The 13,997-nt window shown below is 51.7% G+C and carries 14 protein-coding genes; 7 read left to right on the forward strand and 7 right to left on the reverse strand.

What is annotated here, in order from left to right; all coding sequences use genetic code 11:
* Positions 1-1,014 (reverse strand): ArnT family glycosyltransferase (locus DEF47_RS14730; protein ID WP_287045208.1); only part of this gene is annotated, 1,014 nt, incomplete at its 3' end.
* A gap of 92 nt (positions 1,015-1,106) precedes the next feature.
* On the opposite strand from DEF47_RS14730, the gene DEF47_RS14735 reads away from it, so the two are divergent.
* A complete protein-coding gene (locus DEF47_RS14735) occupies positions 1,107-1,781 on the forward strand; it encodes a methyltransferase domain-containing protein (protein ID WP_012188647.1) in 675 nt (224 codons plus the stop codon).
* Here the strand turns inward: DEF47_RS14735 and DEF47_RS14740 are convergent.
* The 5 genes from DEF47_RS14740 to DEF47_RS14760 form a co-directional block, all read right to left on the reverse strand.
* On the reverse strand, positions 1,746-2,543 hold the full coding sequence (locus DEF47_RS14740) for a hypothetical protein (protein ID WP_012188646.1): 798 nt from the start codon (positions 2,541-2,543) through the stop codon (positions 1,746-1,748). The genes DEF47_RS14735 and DEF47_RS14740 overlap by 36 nt on opposite strands.
* Entirely contained in the window at positions 2,536-3,711 is a 1,176-nt protein-coding gene (locus DEF47_RS14745) for a hypothetical protein (protein WP_012188645.1), read from the reverse strand. Before DEF47_RS14745 ends, DEF47_RS14740 begins: the two co-directional genes overlap by 8 nt.
* Complete coding sequence (locus DEF47_RS14750) at positions 3,708-4,658, reverse strand: polysaccharide deacetylase family protein (RefSeq protein WP_012188644.1); 951 nt, start codon at positions 4,656-4,658, stop codon at positions 3,708-3,710. Before DEF47_RS14750 ends, DEF47_RS14745 begins: the two co-directional genes overlap by 4 nt.
* Before the next feature lie 9 nt (positions 4,659-4,667).
* On the reverse strand, positions 4,668-5,240 hold the full coding sequence (locus DEF47_RS14755) for a LysM peptidoglycan-binding domain-containing protein (RefSeq protein WP_012188643.1): 573 nt from the start codon (positions 5,238-5,240) through the stop codon (positions 4,668-4,670).
* Positions 5,241-5,434: 194 nt separating this feature from the next.
* Entirely contained in the window at positions 5,435-6,103 is a 669-nt protein-coding gene (locus tag DEF47_RS14760) for a TetR/AcrR family transcriptional regulator (RefSeq protein WP_012188642.1), read from the reverse strand.
* 95 nt (positions 6,104-6,198) lie between these two features.
* On the opposite strand from DEF47_RS14760, the gene DEF47_RS14765 reads away from it, so the two are divergent.
* A complete protein-coding gene (locus DEF47_RS14765; RefSeq protein WP_012188641.1) occupies positions 6,199-7,041 on the forward strand; it encodes an SDR family NAD(P)-dependent oxidoreductase in 843 nt (280 codons plus the stop codon).
* A gap of 321 nt (positions 7,042-7,362) precedes the next feature.
* Here the strand turns inward: DEF47_RS14765 and DEF47_RS14770 are convergent, their stop codons facing one another.
* On the reverse strand, positions 7,363-7,647 hold the full coding sequence (locus tag DEF47_RS14770) for a YiaA/YiaB family inner membrane protein (protein WP_012188640.1): 285 nt from the start codon (positions 7,645-7,647) through the stop codon (positions 7,363-7,365).
* A gap of 208 nt (positions 7,648-7,855) precedes the next feature.
* Here DEF47_RS14770 and serA point away from each other — a divergent pair, with 208 nt between their 5' ends.
* The 5 genes from serA (at position 7,856) to DEF47_RS14795 (ending at position 13,953) form a co-directional block, all read left to right on the forward strand.
* On the forward strand, positions 7,856-9,430 hold the full coding sequence (gene serA, locus DEF47_RS14775) for a phosphoglycerate dehydrogenase (protein WP_012188639.1): 1,575 nt from the start codon (positions 7,856-7,858) through the stop codon (positions 9,428-9,430).
* Positions 9,431-9,585: 155 nt separating this feature from the next.
* On the forward strand, positions 9,586-10,935 hold the full coding sequence (locus DEF47_RS14780; protein WP_012188638.1) for a universal stress protein: 1,350 nt from the start codon (positions 9,586-9,588) through the stop codon (positions 10,933-10,935).
* 309 nt (positions 10,936-11,244) lie between these two features.
* Positions 11,245-11,553 (forward strand): hypothetical protein, encoded by a 309-nt coding sequence (locus DEF47_RS14785; protein WP_012188637.1) that lies wholly within the window; start codon positions 11,245-11,247, stop codon positions 11,551-11,553.
* A gap of 299 nt (positions 11,554-11,852) precedes the next feature.
* Positions 11,853-12,974 (forward strand): copper oxidase, encoded by a 1,122-nt coding sequence (locus DEF47_RS14790; RefSeq protein ID WP_012188636.1) that lies wholly within the window; start codon positions 11,853-11,855, stop codon positions 12,972-12,974.
* Between the two features lie 10 nt (positions 12,975-12,984).
* Positions 12,985-13,953 (forward strand): NAD(P)/FAD-dependent oxidoreductase, encoded by a 969-nt coding sequence (locus tag DEF47_RS14795; protein WP_012188635.1) that lies wholly within the window; start codon positions 12,985-12,987, stop codon positions 13,951-13,953.
* Positions 13,954-13,997: the final 44 nt, after the last annotated feature.

Below are 13,997 nucleotides of genomic sequence, written 5' to 3' on the forward strand. Positions count from 1 at the left end.
ACCAGCCAAGCCCAAACCAATCAGCAACAACCACCAAGCATCACCCAAGATCAAGCGCAACCAAACTTCGCTAGCTGGTCGCCAAATCGCTCGTCGCGCCAGCAAATCGTCGCTATGCTCTAAGCCCCAACTATGCCAAAATTCGCGTCCAACCTTGGCAAAAAACCAATCAGGGTTCTGGGTTATCGCCGCGATTCCTTGTTGTGAGGCCAATTGGCTGCGCTCAATCCGCGCATCGCCCATTGCATATAACTCAGCTTTAACCAGATCGCGGCCACGTGGATCGTTATCCAGCCAGAGATTTTCCTGACCAGTCGTATCAATCAGAATAAAGCCATCATAGGTCAGGGCGTTGCGAATTGTCCATGGAGCAAGCGTCAGCAGCGTTGCGGCCAGCAAACCGAGCATCTGCCGCCAGCGCCGTGGATTATCGCTACGCCAAAGTAACAATAAGGCTAATGGCAACAACGGCAAGGCCACCGAGCGAATTAAACTAACCAGCGCAATCGCCACGCCAGCGGCAATACTCCAACGCAATTGTGGGCGGCGCAAGGCCAACATCAACAAACCAAACACCAGCATCAAGCCTGCCAAGGTGACAGTTTCGCTGAGCAATTCGGTGGCATTCAAGGCCAAGGTAAATGAACCAGCAGTCAAGCCAGCGGCGATCAAAGCCAAATCGTTGCGGCGTAGCAACAGCCGTGCCCACCACCAAACCAAGGGAATCGTGGCGGTGCTGATCAGCGCATTAATCAGCCGCAAGCCCTGCAAATCTCCATCGACCAGCCAAACCAGCGCGGCTAAGCCCAAGGGAAACAACGGTGGCCGCATAAATTGCAAATCGTAGTATTCTTTGCCTTGGGCCAAGGCAATTGCCAAATCCAAATATTCGCGCTCATCGCCGCCCAGTGGCCGAAATTCATGCCAATGCCACGCAGCGAGTCGCAGCCCCAAGCCCAAACCCATCAGGCCAAAAAGAATCGCAAAGCTGAGCCAAGAACGCTGCAAACGCATAATCATTCCATCAATAGCAATGCACCAGAACAATGCATCAGGCGGTATTATACCGAGGGTCGGCAATTAATTGATAGCACACAAGGAACAATATGGCTTGGATTCCCCAACGTTCACAAGCAGTTGAGTTGCTCGACACATTAACCGAGCATCCTGAATTGACGGCTAACTTGGCCGAAATGGCTTGGCTTTATCGTTTGAGCGGCGGTTATCGCTTAGGTTGGCGCTTGTTGCAGCCATTCTTGCAAAACCACACGAGTTTGCTCGATCTTGGGGCGGGCAATGGACAAATTGGGCGTTGGCTCCAAGCAGCGAGCCAGCAGCAAAGCCAATTATTACAAACGTTCAGCCTTGATCTTAATCGCACAATTGTTGCTAGCAATCAGCAAGCCTTGATTGGTGCAGGCCAAGCGTTGCCATTCGCCAATCAAAGCATCGACATTGTTTTTTGTGCTCAAATGCTGCATCATTGCAGCAGCGATCAAGTGATTGGCCTGTTGCGTGAAGCACAACGGGTGGCTCGCCGTGGCATTGTAATTGTTGATCTTCAGCGCAGTTGGTTGGGCTATTGGGGTGCGCGGTTGGTTGGATTAGGCCCGCTGACCAGCCTTGGCAAGCATGATGGCCCGCTATCAGTGCTACGCGCCTGGCGCAGCAGCGAAATTCAATCAATGCTGCAAGCAGCAGGCATTCAACGCTATCACATCAAACAAACTAGTTTATATTGGGGTTTAGCGATTGAGCCAACTGCTCAAGCCAAAGCCTAGCAATCCAACCAGTGCTCCGCTCCACAGCCATGCCCCAACTTGGGCCTGCGAATAGCGCCGTAACCAAGAGGTCAAGCCGAGCAGCAGCAACCACAAACCCAATAACAAAGCGCCAAACCCCCAAATTGAGCCAAGCCAAGCCAACTTAAATTGGGCTTGCAACAGCCAAGCCAGCAGTGCCAAATGGCCCAAACGGCGTGCCCCCAAGGCCCAAGCCAACGCCCCTTGGGTTGGTGCAGTTTCCCAAGCACCAAGTTGGAGATAAGGCAACAAGCCAGCCAACCAGAGTGCTAATGCCAGCCAACCAAGCCAACCCTCGCCCAAAATCAACAGATCATTGGGCAATAACCCACCATGCAAACTGGCAATGATCCAGCCAACCAAGCCCAGCAGCGGCCAGCCAGTAATCAAACCAACCAACCAACGCGCCGCCCGTAAGCCAGCCAAGGCTCCATTACGCCAATCTTGGCCAATCGCCCAGAGCAACGGCGCATCGAGCAACAACCAATAACTCAACAGATCAAGCGTCGCCCGCAGTTCGCTCGATTCAGCAAAGGGCCAGAGGCTCAGCGCCAACAATGGCAATGGCACGAGCAACCAATCAAACGGATGCTCGGTTCCAACCGGATTTTGGCGCGGGCTCAGCCAACGCCAAACCAACCAACCTAAACTAACCATCACCAGCGCACTCAAGCCACCAGGGTAGAGCAACAAACGCTGCCACTGGCCCGCCACGCCCAAACGCCATGCTTCGCTACTCATCGCGTGATTTGCTCCCCCATGGCAAGCCACGCCGCACCAATTGCCAAACGGTTTGCTCACGCAACGGCTCACGGTCGGCATTGGTCATATGGCTGCGCCAACGATGGGCCAAATAGCTGATGGCAATGCCAACGAGCAACAAACCTGCGAGCACCACCGAAGGCAAGGTTGCCACCACCTGCGAGCCAGGATTGCGCGTCGCTAAGCCTGTCCACGGTGCAATATCGAGCCGCCCAAAGACCGTCAAGCCTGCCCCTAGCTCGCGCCAAACCGGCTTGAGCAACAATTCTAGCAAGAATGGCATGCCCAAACCAGCCGCCAGTTGCAGCGCCATCAAGGGCCATTGCCAGCGCGAAATTTGGGGTGGCAAGCGGAACGTGCTCAGGGTCAGCAGCATGAGCATCAGCCAGCATAACCAACTCAATAAGGCCAAACCGCCAGCTAAACTAGCCGCCGCCGTCAGCCAGAGCGACATCCACAAGGGAACGAGGCTTGCCACATTGCTGTATTGTTGCAACAACGGATGCGCCAAACATGCCACCAAGGCTAAGGCCCATGTCGCCGCGATTCCGGCTTCACTGGCTAGCAAACTAGCAGCCAGCACCAAACACCACAGCACTTGAGCACCCAAACGGCGACGTTGCTCTAAAGCTTGCGGGGGCAACAATTGCCAAGCAAACCAGAGCGCCGAGCCAGATCCAATTAGTGCCGCGACCGCCGTCCAAGCCCAATCCAAGGGCACAAGGCTATACAAGCGCAACACAATTGTAAGGTTGGCTAAGGCCAATGTGCTAGCAGGCGGCGTTGCCTGCTCAGGCCATGGCCAGCAACCAAACGCCAAAGCAGCACCTAAAAGAATCAGGCCAATATGGATTGAGTTGAGCTGAACCGCCACACTCGCAGCTTGCCACGACCAACTTTCAGCATTTAAGCCGAGCCAAGCAAGGCCCAACGCCGATGCAACGCCACTTAAGCGTTGCGCCCAGGTTTGGCCAAGCAAACTGCCAACTAGTAATAAAGCTAAAGCGGAAAGCGCTAGGTTCGGGCTAAGCACACTCGCCAACCCAACCAACCACGCCAAAGCCACTTGCCAACGCTTGGCGGCAACTAAGCCATCAGCCACGAGTGCCAAGCCAAACAACGGCAACAGCGCCAACAACAAACTCATGGCTGCATCACTTCCGCAATACTGCGCAGCTGCAAACCAGCTTGCTGCAAGCGCTCAATGATTAACGGCAAGGCTTCGGCCAGCGCAGGGTCAGCACAATCAAGCACAAGCAATTCCCCACGATACGTCGCCGCTTGCTCAGGCTGAATTACATCCTCAGTCAATGCCAATGCATCGCGTTCTTGGGCGTTATCGAGCAGCAAATAGCCGTTTTGGGCGGCAAGTTCAGCCAAGGCTTGGCTACTCGGTTGCTGCCAAATTCGCAAATAGGGGCGCACCGAGGCATCCATGCCAAGTTGGTTGGTCAAGGCAGTTTCGGTTTGATTCAACGCTTGGGCTACTATTTCAGGCTCAATTTGCTCAAGTGCCACGCCACTCGCCAGTTCATGGTCAGCCGTAGCGAGTTCTTGCAAAGCCTGCGGGTTTTGCTCAATCCAAGCGGCATCCAGAAAAAAAGTCATGGTAATCGATTGGCTAGCAAGGGTTTTTAATAGAGGTTCGATTGGTGCGGCTGCCGAACGTAGATCACAGCTTAGTCCAACCCATGCTTGGCTGGTAAACCCACGGCTAATCAACCTAGGAGTTGAGGGCAAACTATTCGGCTGATCGCTTTCCAAACGTGGCACAATCAACAACTGGCCCGCCCCAATTGGGCGATTCAGTCGATTGTAACGGCTAATAAATAAGGGGAAGCTAGCCCCACGTTCAGCAATTGAGTCCAAACTATCGCCAGCCTCAGCCCGATAAACTGTGTAGGATTGCCACGTCAAGGCCAAAGCCATCGGCGTAGCGGTTAAGCTAATCGGAGTTGGAGTATGAGCCGTTGCGGTTATGCTAAGAGTCGTTGGGGTAGCAATTGCCACAGCTGGGCTAGCTGTGGGATTTGGCGCAGCGGATGCACAACCAACCAAGCAGCACAAGCCCAGCAATAAGCCAATAATGCGCACAAAACCTCACTAAGGAATAATCAACACATCGCCTGGCTGAAGCTGATCAGCTTGTTGCGGCGTGAGATCATTGGCTTCGAGCAATTCAGCAATCGTTACATCAAAGGCTTCAGCAATTGAGCGTAACGTGTCGCCATCTTCAACCGTGTAGGTACGGCGTTCGGCAGTTGGCGTAGCGCTTGGCTCGCTGGTTGCGGTTGGTTCAGCGGTAGCTTCAGTGGTTGCGGTTGGTTCAGCGGTTGGTGTTGCGCTTGGGCGGGTTGTCGCGGTTGGAGCTAAACGGGTTGCAGTAGCCGCCAAGGTTGGTAATACTTGGGTTGGCATAGCGGTTGGTTCGGCCTCAGGCGGCACTTCCAAATCGATACCTTGCTGTTGGATAAGCACCAAACTGCCAAGCTGAACATTGGCTTGATGCTGACTGACCAGCCAAATCGCTGCAACTGCCGCCAGCCCGAAAAGCACTCCAGCAATCGAATAGAACGGCAAAGCACTTAGGCGGGTGCGCAGAAACCGCAGCAAAATCGCAGTCAAAATGGGGCTAAGCAAGACAAAAAAGAGGGCAAAAGCAATACTTGTTGACACGGTTCAGTCTCCTACAGACACGCCCCAAGTATAGCATATTGAAGAACAGAGATTGAGTTTTGATCCACGAAGGGTGAGGGGTAAGAAGTCAGGGGCTAGGGATCAGATTTGAATTAGCTAGCCCAAGCACCAATCCTGATTCCTAATTACTAGCCCCTGATCCCTAAATCCCCTCTACGCCACTACATTAAAATCTAGCCCCTGATCCCTGAATCCTGATCCCTTTGTACTTTTGCCTTTTGACTTTTGCCTTCTGACTTTTCACCTGGCCATGCACTCAGCGCAAGATCGGCCACTGCAATCAAATCGGCGCTGCTGGCCCCATCGATTGCTTGCACCGACATACCCTGCACAATCGCGGTGTAGAAATTGGCTAATGCCAGCGAATCAATCGTTTCAGGTAATTCCTGATTCCGTTTCGCAACATCAAGCCGCTCAACAAACCCAATAAACATCTGATGTCGAATTCGCGCCACTTCTTGAACTATTGGTTGATTTTCGACCGCACATTGTAAGGCTGCCGTCGCCACCATACAGCCCGCTGGCGTGCTGGGGTCGGTAAAACTTTCAGCCGCAGCATACAAATAGTAACGCAACATGGCATAGGCACTGGTTTGATTCAGCGCTGCTTCCATGCGTTGGCGCTCGCTGCGCAGTAAAAAATGCTGAATCACCTCACGATACAAATCTTCTTTTGAGCCAAAAGCTGCATACAAGGTCGGCGGCGTAAAGCCCATCGCCGCCGTCAAATCGGCAATCGATGTGCCTTCGTAACCATGTCGCCAAAATAATTCCATCGCCGCATCAAGCGCTGCTTGCCGATCAAAAGTACGCGGTCGGCCTCGCGGTCGGGTTGTTTGCATAATTATCTATCGATCACTAGTAAAATTTGACATTCGCTAAAACATCCAGTAAATTTATTTTATAGCGTTCTATAAAATAAATCAATGGAGCATCTATGCCAAGCCAATCGCCACCAAAAACCGCCTTGATCACCGGAGCGAACTCAGGTATTGGACTCGAACTGACCAAACGGCTGCTCGGCGAAGGCTGGGCAGTGATTGGTTTAATCCGTTCACAGTTTCCCACGAACGAGCCAATTCTTCAAGCGGCCCAAACTGCGGGTAAACTCCGCAGCTATCAAGCCGAAATCAGCGATTTTACTCAGCTTCGTGCGGCCTTACAAACAATTAAACAGCAAGAAACCAGCCTCGATTTGTTGTTCAACAATGCTGGAAGGGCAACTGAGCAACTAGTTTTTTCGCCGCAAGGGCGCGAATTGAGCTTCGAATTGCAGAGCGTCGTGCCGTATATCATCGCCATGGAGCTGAAAGAATTGCTGTTACGCGGCCAGAACAAAACGATCATTAATACCTCATCGAATGTGCTGTTAGCACTTCGGAAACTGGAGATCGCTCAACTTGAACGACCGCAAAGCTTCAAAAAGCTCTTTGGGCCATATGCAACATCCAAATTAGCACTTTCGCTCTGGAACCAAGCGCTTGCGCCACAGCTAGAAAAAGAAGGCATTAAACTCTACAGTGTTTGTCCTGGGGGTAATCGCGGCTCGCTCAAAACCAATAATGGCTTGCCTTGGTGGCTGCGACCTTTTCATGGCTTGTTGTTTAAACATCCTAGTAATGGCGCTGAACGTTTGTATAACACTGCCTTCAATCAGCAGCAATTTCCAAGTGGTAGTTTTATCAATAAAGGTAAGCCGACGGCACTTCCCGCAGCGCAGCAAGCCCACGCAGTTTTGAACAAAGTTCAAGCAATTTATCAGCAGGAGTTTGCACCCTAGGGATCAGGGGCCAATTTTAACCACGAGTGCTATGAAGATCTATACAATGTAGAACAGTTCATATAATCGACAGCGAATTGGGTTCCCTCACCCCAACCCCTCTCCCACTGCGGCGGGCGAGGGGCATTCCACTGGTCATGCTGGGATAGTTCCCCCTCGCCTCGCGTGCGGGAGAGGGGGCTAGGGGGTGAGGGAACAAACAATTGATCAATCGCCGATAGCCCATCGCCATCCATTCTCTGCGCCGCTGCGTTAACATCTAGCCCCTGATCGCTGAATCCTGATCCCTTTTGACTTTTACCCTCTGACTTTTGACTTTCATTAGACTGAAGCGCGAATCTCATAATTAGAGATAATTTGCTCGGTTTTGGCATCGGCATAACGATTAATCATTTTGCTGGCTTCCGAGTTATCGCGAATGGTTTTGGCCAAGGTGAAGGTGCTACCAATCGCAAACAAGGCAGCAACCGCCAAAAAGCTCTTGACCCAAATATCGACTGGCGCATGATAAATGCCCAAAAGCAACGCCACAATCGAAATGAAGAACGAAATCCAGGTAAAGGCGATCCAAGCACCAGTATCTTTTTGAATCGTTGGGTGGTTCATATTGCTCGCTCCTTGTGTTGATGCAAGCAGTATAAATCGGCGCAAGTGGTAGCACATACACCGCGAGATACATTGGCCGATACATTGCGCCAACAGCGTGGTTTGTGGCTTGTGATACAATACACAAAACTCCCATCAGCCAGTGCTGGCAGCGGCAGAGCGTGTCCATCTGCCCTTTTTTGTTTACTACCACAGGAGTAACTACCTCATGGATCGTATCCTGGTCACGGAGAAGATTGGTGCCGAAGGCCTTGCGGCGCTTAAAGAGGTCGCCGAGGTTGATGTTCGTCTTGATCTTACACCAGAAACCCTGTTGGAGGCTTTGCCACAGTACGATGCCTTGATCGTGCGTTCGCAAACCAAAGTTACCGCTAAAGTGCTTGCCGCAGGCACCAAACTTCGAGTTGTTGGCCGCGCCGGGACGGGTGTTGACAACATCGATTTGGCCGCCGCCAATCAGCAAGGAATTTTGGTGGTCAATGCTCCAGCATCAAACAGTATTGCAGTCGCTGAACTGACGATTGGTTTGATGATTGGTCTTGCTCGTAACATTCCCCAAGCCCACACTGCCTTGCAAAATGGCAAATGGGAACGCAGCAAATATGGCGGTTGGGAAGTACGCGGCAAAACTTTAGGCTTGGTCGGCTTTGGCCGAATTGCCTCAGAAGTTGCTCGTCGCGCCCGCGCCTTGGAAATGAATATTATCGCCTACGACCCAATTATCAATGCTGAACGTGCAGCCCAACTTGGTGTGACCCCAGTAACGCTTGATGAATTAACCAGCCGCGCTGATGTTATTTCATTGCACATTCCATTGATCGATGCTACGCGCAATTTGTTCGATGCCCAACGCCTGAGCCAAATGAAAAAAGGCAGCTATATCATCAATTGTGCCCGTGGTGGCGTGATCGATGAAGAAGCCTTGTTCGAAGCTTTGGAATCAGGCCATCTTGGCGGCGCAGCCCTCGACGTATTTGCCAAAGAGCCACCAACTGGCCCCATCGTTACCCACCCCAAAGCGATTGTCCTGCCGCACTTAGGCGCTTCAACCGAAGAAGCTCAAGCCTTGACCGCCGCCGATGTGGCCGAAGGGATTGTTGATGTATTGGCTGGGCGATCACCACGCTATGCAGTCAACGCACCGTTTGTTGCGCCAGAAGAGTGGGCAATCGTTGGGCCATATCTCGATCTTGGCCGCAAATTAGCGCGGCTCAGCACTCAATTGGTCGATCTGCCAGCCCAATCGTATCAAATTGTCTACAACGGTGCTTTGGCAGGCCTGACCAGCGAACCAATTAAGTTAGCCGTTTTGCAAGGCTTGCTCGAAGGCGGCTCAGAAGGTCGGGTTACTCCGGTTAATGCGCCATTCTTGGCTCGCGAACGCGGCTTAACCATCAACGAAACTCATCGCCCCGATGCTGAAACCTACACCGAATTGTTGCAATTGGTGGTGACCACCAGCGATGGTGTGGTGCATACCTTCGGCGGAACGGTGGTACGTGGCGAGGCTCACATCGTCCAAATCAACGAATTTTGGCTCGATTTGGTGCCAACCAGCTCGATGTTATTCACCTTCCACCAAGATCGGCCTGGCTTTATCGGGCGGATTGGCACATTGCTGGGCACGGCTGATATCAACATTTCGGCGATGCACGTTGGTCGCTCAAGCCCACGCGGCACAGCAATTATGGTGCTCACGGTTGATGAAGCCATTCCAAGCGAGACCCTAACCGATATTAACAACCAAGTTGATATCGAACGCGCCTACAGCGTGTTGCTCTAAACCGCAAACTGAACACTCAAGCCGCCACGATTCAATGGCGAAACGTGGCTTTTGCTATTGGTAAGGATTTTAACACCATTTGGTTATCCTCTCTTAACCCGATTGACAGGCTATCCGTTCTACACTATCTACAGTGATAACAAGGATAGCAGGCCATGAGCTACTCAATCGTGATCATTGACCCAGATCAAGGTTCAGCCCAAACAACTGCCGCGCGATTTCAGCGGCGTTGGGGCCAGAACGTCCAAGTCAATATTGTTAAACAAGCTGATTGGGCTAGTGTTCAGGCTCATAGCCCCAACCTAGTCGTGATTGACCCCGCGCCATATCGGCTGCATGGGTTGCGCTTACTCGAACAACTTTGCGAAGAGCAACCATCAACAGCCATTGCCGTGGTCGCTTCGGGTAGCTCCCCAAGCATGCGGCAACGCCTACGCAACTTGCCAATCACTTCATATTTGGAAAAACCTAGCTCGTTAGCCCCCCTACTCGGTGAACTTGATCACCTTGTTGAGAGCAATGTCGCTCTCCAATCCAAAGGAGGATTGGTTATGGAACGCCAAATGTTGATTCCACTTGATGGTTCACTGTTAGCGGAACAAGCTTTGGATTATGCGGTGGTTTTAGCTCGCCGCAACAGCAGTGTTTTGCATTTAGTTCGGGTGATTGGCTATCCACCGCTGGTTCCGGCTTACGAATGGCCAGTGCCAAGCGCCGTTGATAGCCGTCAATGGTTAGCCGACGAACGTCAAGCCGCCCAAACCTACCTTGATGAACTTAAAGCTCGTTATGAGCAACAAGGCTTAGCGGTACGAACAACCGTGCTTGATGGCGAGCCAGCTCATGCAATTGTCCAATTTGCGACCGAACAAAATAGCGTGCGCGAAATTGTGCTCGCCAGTCATGGTCGCAGTGGGCTTGGGCGTTGGGTACTCGGTAGCATCGCGGAAAAATTAGTCCAAGCTACGCCAGTGCCAATTTTGGTCATCCATGGCGATGAACGCAAAGTCGAAACCTTTAAAATTCCGCCAGAATTGCGCACGATTGTTGTGCCACTCGACGGCTCAGCCATTGCTGAACAAGCTTTGCCCTTGGCCAGCCAACTAGCCGAGGCCCATAGTGCTGAACTAGTCTTGCTGAGTGTCACCCCGGGCATCGACGATCCTGGTTTGATCGAATCGGGACTTGTGCCAATGTGGAGTGCTGGCGAAAAAGCTCAAGCCCGTGATCAAGCCCAGAAATATTTGCAACAGCTTGAACAATCGTTGCAAACGCCACGGCTACGTCTCCGCCATCTCGTCGTGAGCGGCACACCCGCCGAAATGATCGACGAAATTGCCCAAGAAGCAGTTGCCAGCATGATCGTTATGGCAACCCATGGACGCAGTGGCTTCAGTCGCATGTGGATGGGCAGCGTAGCAACCAAGCTCATTCGCAGCAGCCAACGGCCAATCTTCTTGGTACGGGCGGTCGAACAAGCTGCCGAACGCGGCCAACCACTCTAAACTTTTCCTCTTGAGAAGGAATCATGCCCCAGCATCACCTAATTTTGGGTGGTGTTGGGGCATTTTCTTTAACCACAAAGGACACGAAGAGCACGAATTACACGAAACATACTCCGATAGCCCATAGCCCTCATCCTATCGCCATTCATTTCATCGCTCATCCTTATTTTCTGCGTTAAATCCCGATCCCCAGCCTCTATGTTCTTTGCTCGATGTTCTATATTCTTTTCCCCAAACAATGGTTATTTGCCTATAACTGCTAGTCTATGGTAGGATAGCGCTATCGCCACTTAGTTGAGAGAGAACCATATGGCTAACAAATCATGCCCGCGCTGCCAAGCACCAATCGGTTTAAACACCTTCCTGATGAGCACCAATCCGTTTCAAATCAAATGCCCAGCTTGCCGCCAAACCATCAAATATAAGGCGTGGGTCATAGCCGTGAATGGATTATTGATTGCAGCATTCGTAGGCTTACTTATCTATCTTATTCCACAGATTATCGCCGACCCACGCGGTTTTCGCTCGACCATGCGCCTAATAATGTTTAGTTCCATCGTCATTTTGTTAATCCTTTATGGCATCACATACATGATTGATCCATTCGAACGGTCGTAAGCAAGGATGCAGTTGTTAGGGGTCAGGGGTCAGCAGCATATCGTGTAAAGCGATAGATCTTCTGTGATCTTCGCGTTCTTCGCGGTTAACATCTCCCTGACCCTTGAATCCTGATCGCTTGCATCTGATCTATATTGACCTCAGCCCCCCGATCCCCAACAACCAATCCCCAAACACAACAAAAGTAGCCAAACAACAACGAACGGTAGACAAATCTTATAGTTTGGGCTGGGCATTGGCAAGTACACTACATCCATATCAAGGACGATATACCGTGTAATTTAGGGGGACACACGATCATGGATCGCAACGAACAACAACCTATCGAACAAGTATTAAATGCCCCAACCTCGCGCCGCAGCTTCTTGCGCTGGACAGGGATGGCGGCAGCCGCAGGAACCATGGTCGCATGTGGCCGCGAAAGTGCGCTAACTGTTGAGCCAGCAACCGTACCACCAGCAAGTGCCACGACCGCTGCCGCAGGCACCGATCATAGCAATGGTGGCCATAATAGCACTGGCAATGCTGGAACTCCTACCACCGACAGCGGGCTAAAAGCATGGGAAGAAATGGATAAGATGCATGAAGCCGGGGTTAAGCTGTTCCCAGCTAAAACCGAAGGCCTGAGCATGCAGCCCCTCGAATATCGCATGGAAGGCGATGTAAAAGTTTTTGAATTGACCTGCGAAAAAACCATGTGGGAAGTTGAACCAGGCCGCAAACTTGAAGCTTGGACCTATAATGGTCAATTGCCTGGACCAGAAATTCGCGTCACTGAAGGCGACAAAGTGAAGATTTTGGTCACTAATAACCTTGATGAAAGCACCGCCGTTCACTGGCACGGTTTGTATGTGCCCAACAATCAAGATGGTGTGCCATTTATCACTCAGCCACCAATCACACCTGGCTCAACCTATACCTATGAGTTTACGGTGCGCAACTCTGGCTCGCATATGTATCACTCGCACCATAACTCGACCAAACAAGTTTCAATGGGCTTGCTTGGGCCATTTATCGTTGAGCCAAAAGATAAGAGCAAAGATCCTGCATCGGACAAAGAATTTATTTTGGTGCTGAATGATACCGCCCAAGGTTTCACGATCAACGGCAAAGGCTTCCCAGCCACCCAACCATTGACTGCCAAATTGGGGCAAAAAATTCGCATTCGCTATATGAACGAAGGCTTGATGATTCACCCAATGCACTTGCACGGCTTGCCCCAGTTGGTTTTTGCCAAAGATGGCTGGAACTTACCCCAACCATACATGTGCGATACGCTCAACGTCGCGCCAGGCGAACGCTGGGATGTAATTGTCGATTGTACTGACCCAGGTGTCTGGGCCTTCCACTGCCACATTTTGTCACACGCCGAAAGTGAACACGGCATGTTTGGGATGGTTACAGCGCTAATCGTCGAATAGGAGCGCGACCATGAGTATCGTGTACGATATTTTGATCATTGGCGGCGGACCATCGGCATTGGCTGCGGCATTTTATGCCCAAAACAAGCAATTACGCACGCTGATGATTTACGCCGACCTCGGCGGCAAAGCTGGCTGGGCGCATAACCGTACCGTCAACGGCACGATCAACGTTCTGCCCGGACACGATCTAGTGGAACGGCTGATTAGCCAGCTTTCGAATCACCAATCGTCGGTCGCCCACATTAATGATCGGGTTGTCGGGCTGCGCAAAACTAATAGCATGTTTGTGGTTGATACCCAACAATACGGCGAACGCTATGCCCGTTCGGTTGTAGTTGCCAGCGGTGCAGCTCCCAATCGCTTGCCCTTACCAGGTATTCAACATTTGTTCGGAGTGGGCTTGGGCTATTCAATCACAACCTTTGCCCATCAAACCCAAGGCCAACGGGTGGCGGTCTATGGCGTAACTCCGCGTACAATTCGCGGGGTCGCCGAAATCGTCTTAGGCTCGAACCATATCTATTGGGTCAGCCCAGATGAAGATTTGCCAGAAGTGCCTTTAGTCGATGCCATTCGGCGCATGCCCAATGTCACAATCATTCCCCAAGCCACCATCCGCGATGTCGTGGGGATCAATTCGGTCAAGCAGATTGTGATTGAACGCGGCACATCGTTGCAGCATATTCCGGTTGATCGGCTATTTGTCGATATTGGCATTCAGCCAAATACTGGCTTCCTGAACAATGGCAACGTCGATGTGCTCGATGAAGATGGCTTTGTGATTGTCGATGAATATAATAGCTCGCCCTGCCACGGTATTTTTGCCGCTGGCGATGTGAGCAACAGTGTTCTTGGTGAACAAGTGTTAATTGCGATTGGCGATGGCGTTCGCGCCGCCGTCAGTGCCTACGAATACCTGCTTGTTCATAAGCTCACGCTTGAAGAAGTGAGCCACGCAGCCGGCAAGACTGCTTAATCTCGCTTAGCTCGGTTCCCCAACAAGGACACAGGGATGCCTGT

Source organism: Herpetosiphon sp. (assembly GCF_003512625.1).
Lineage (GTDB): Bacteria > Chloroflexota > Chloroflexia > Chloroflexales > Herpetosiphonaceae > Herpetosiphon > Herpetosiphon aurantiacus.

Coding starts and splice junctions, on each gene's coding strand:
- DEF47_RS14735 (WP_012188647.1), top strand. CDS start 1,107: ATGGCTTGGATTCCCCAACGTTCACAAGCAGTTGAGTTGCTCGACACA.
- DEF47_RS14745 (WP_012188645.1), bottom strand. CDS start 3,711: ATGAGTTTGTTGTTGGCGCTGTTGCCGTTGTTTGGCTTGGCACTCGTG.
- DEF47_RS14785 (WP_012188637.1), top strand. CDS start 11,245: ATGGCTAACAAATCATGCCCGCGCTGCCAAGCACCAATCGGTTTAAAC.
- DEF47_RS14760 (WP_012188642.1), bottom strand. CDS start 6,103: ATGCAAACAACCCGACCGCGAGGCCGACCGCGTACTTTTGATCGGCAA.
- DEF47_RS14780 (WP_012188638.1), top strand. CDS start 9,586: ATGAGCTACTCAATCGTGATCATTGACCCAGATCAAGGTTCAGCCCAA.
- DEF47_RS14765 (WP_012188641.1), top strand. CDS start 6,199: ATGCCAAGCCAATCGCCACCAAAAACCGCCTTGATCACCGGAGCGAAC.
- serA (WP_012188639.1), top strand. CDS start 7,856: ATGGATCGTATCCTGGTCACGGAGAAGATTGGTGCCGAAGGCCTTGCG.
- DEF47_RS14740 (WP_012188646.1), bottom strand. CDS start 2,543: ATGAGTAGCGAAGCATGGCGTTTGGGCGTGGCGGGCCAGTGGCAGCGT.
- DEF47_RS14770 (WP_012188640.1), bottom strand. CDS start 7,647: ATGAACCACCCAACGATTCAAAAAGATACTGGTGCTTGGATCGCCTTT.
- DEF47_RS14795 (WP_012188635.1), top strand. CDS start 12,985: ATGAGTATCGTGTACGATATTTTGATCATTGGCGGCGGACCATCGGCA.
- DEF47_RS14790 (WP_012188636.1), top strand. CDS start 11,853: ATGGATCGCAACGAACAACAACCTATCGAACAAGTATTAAATGCCCCA.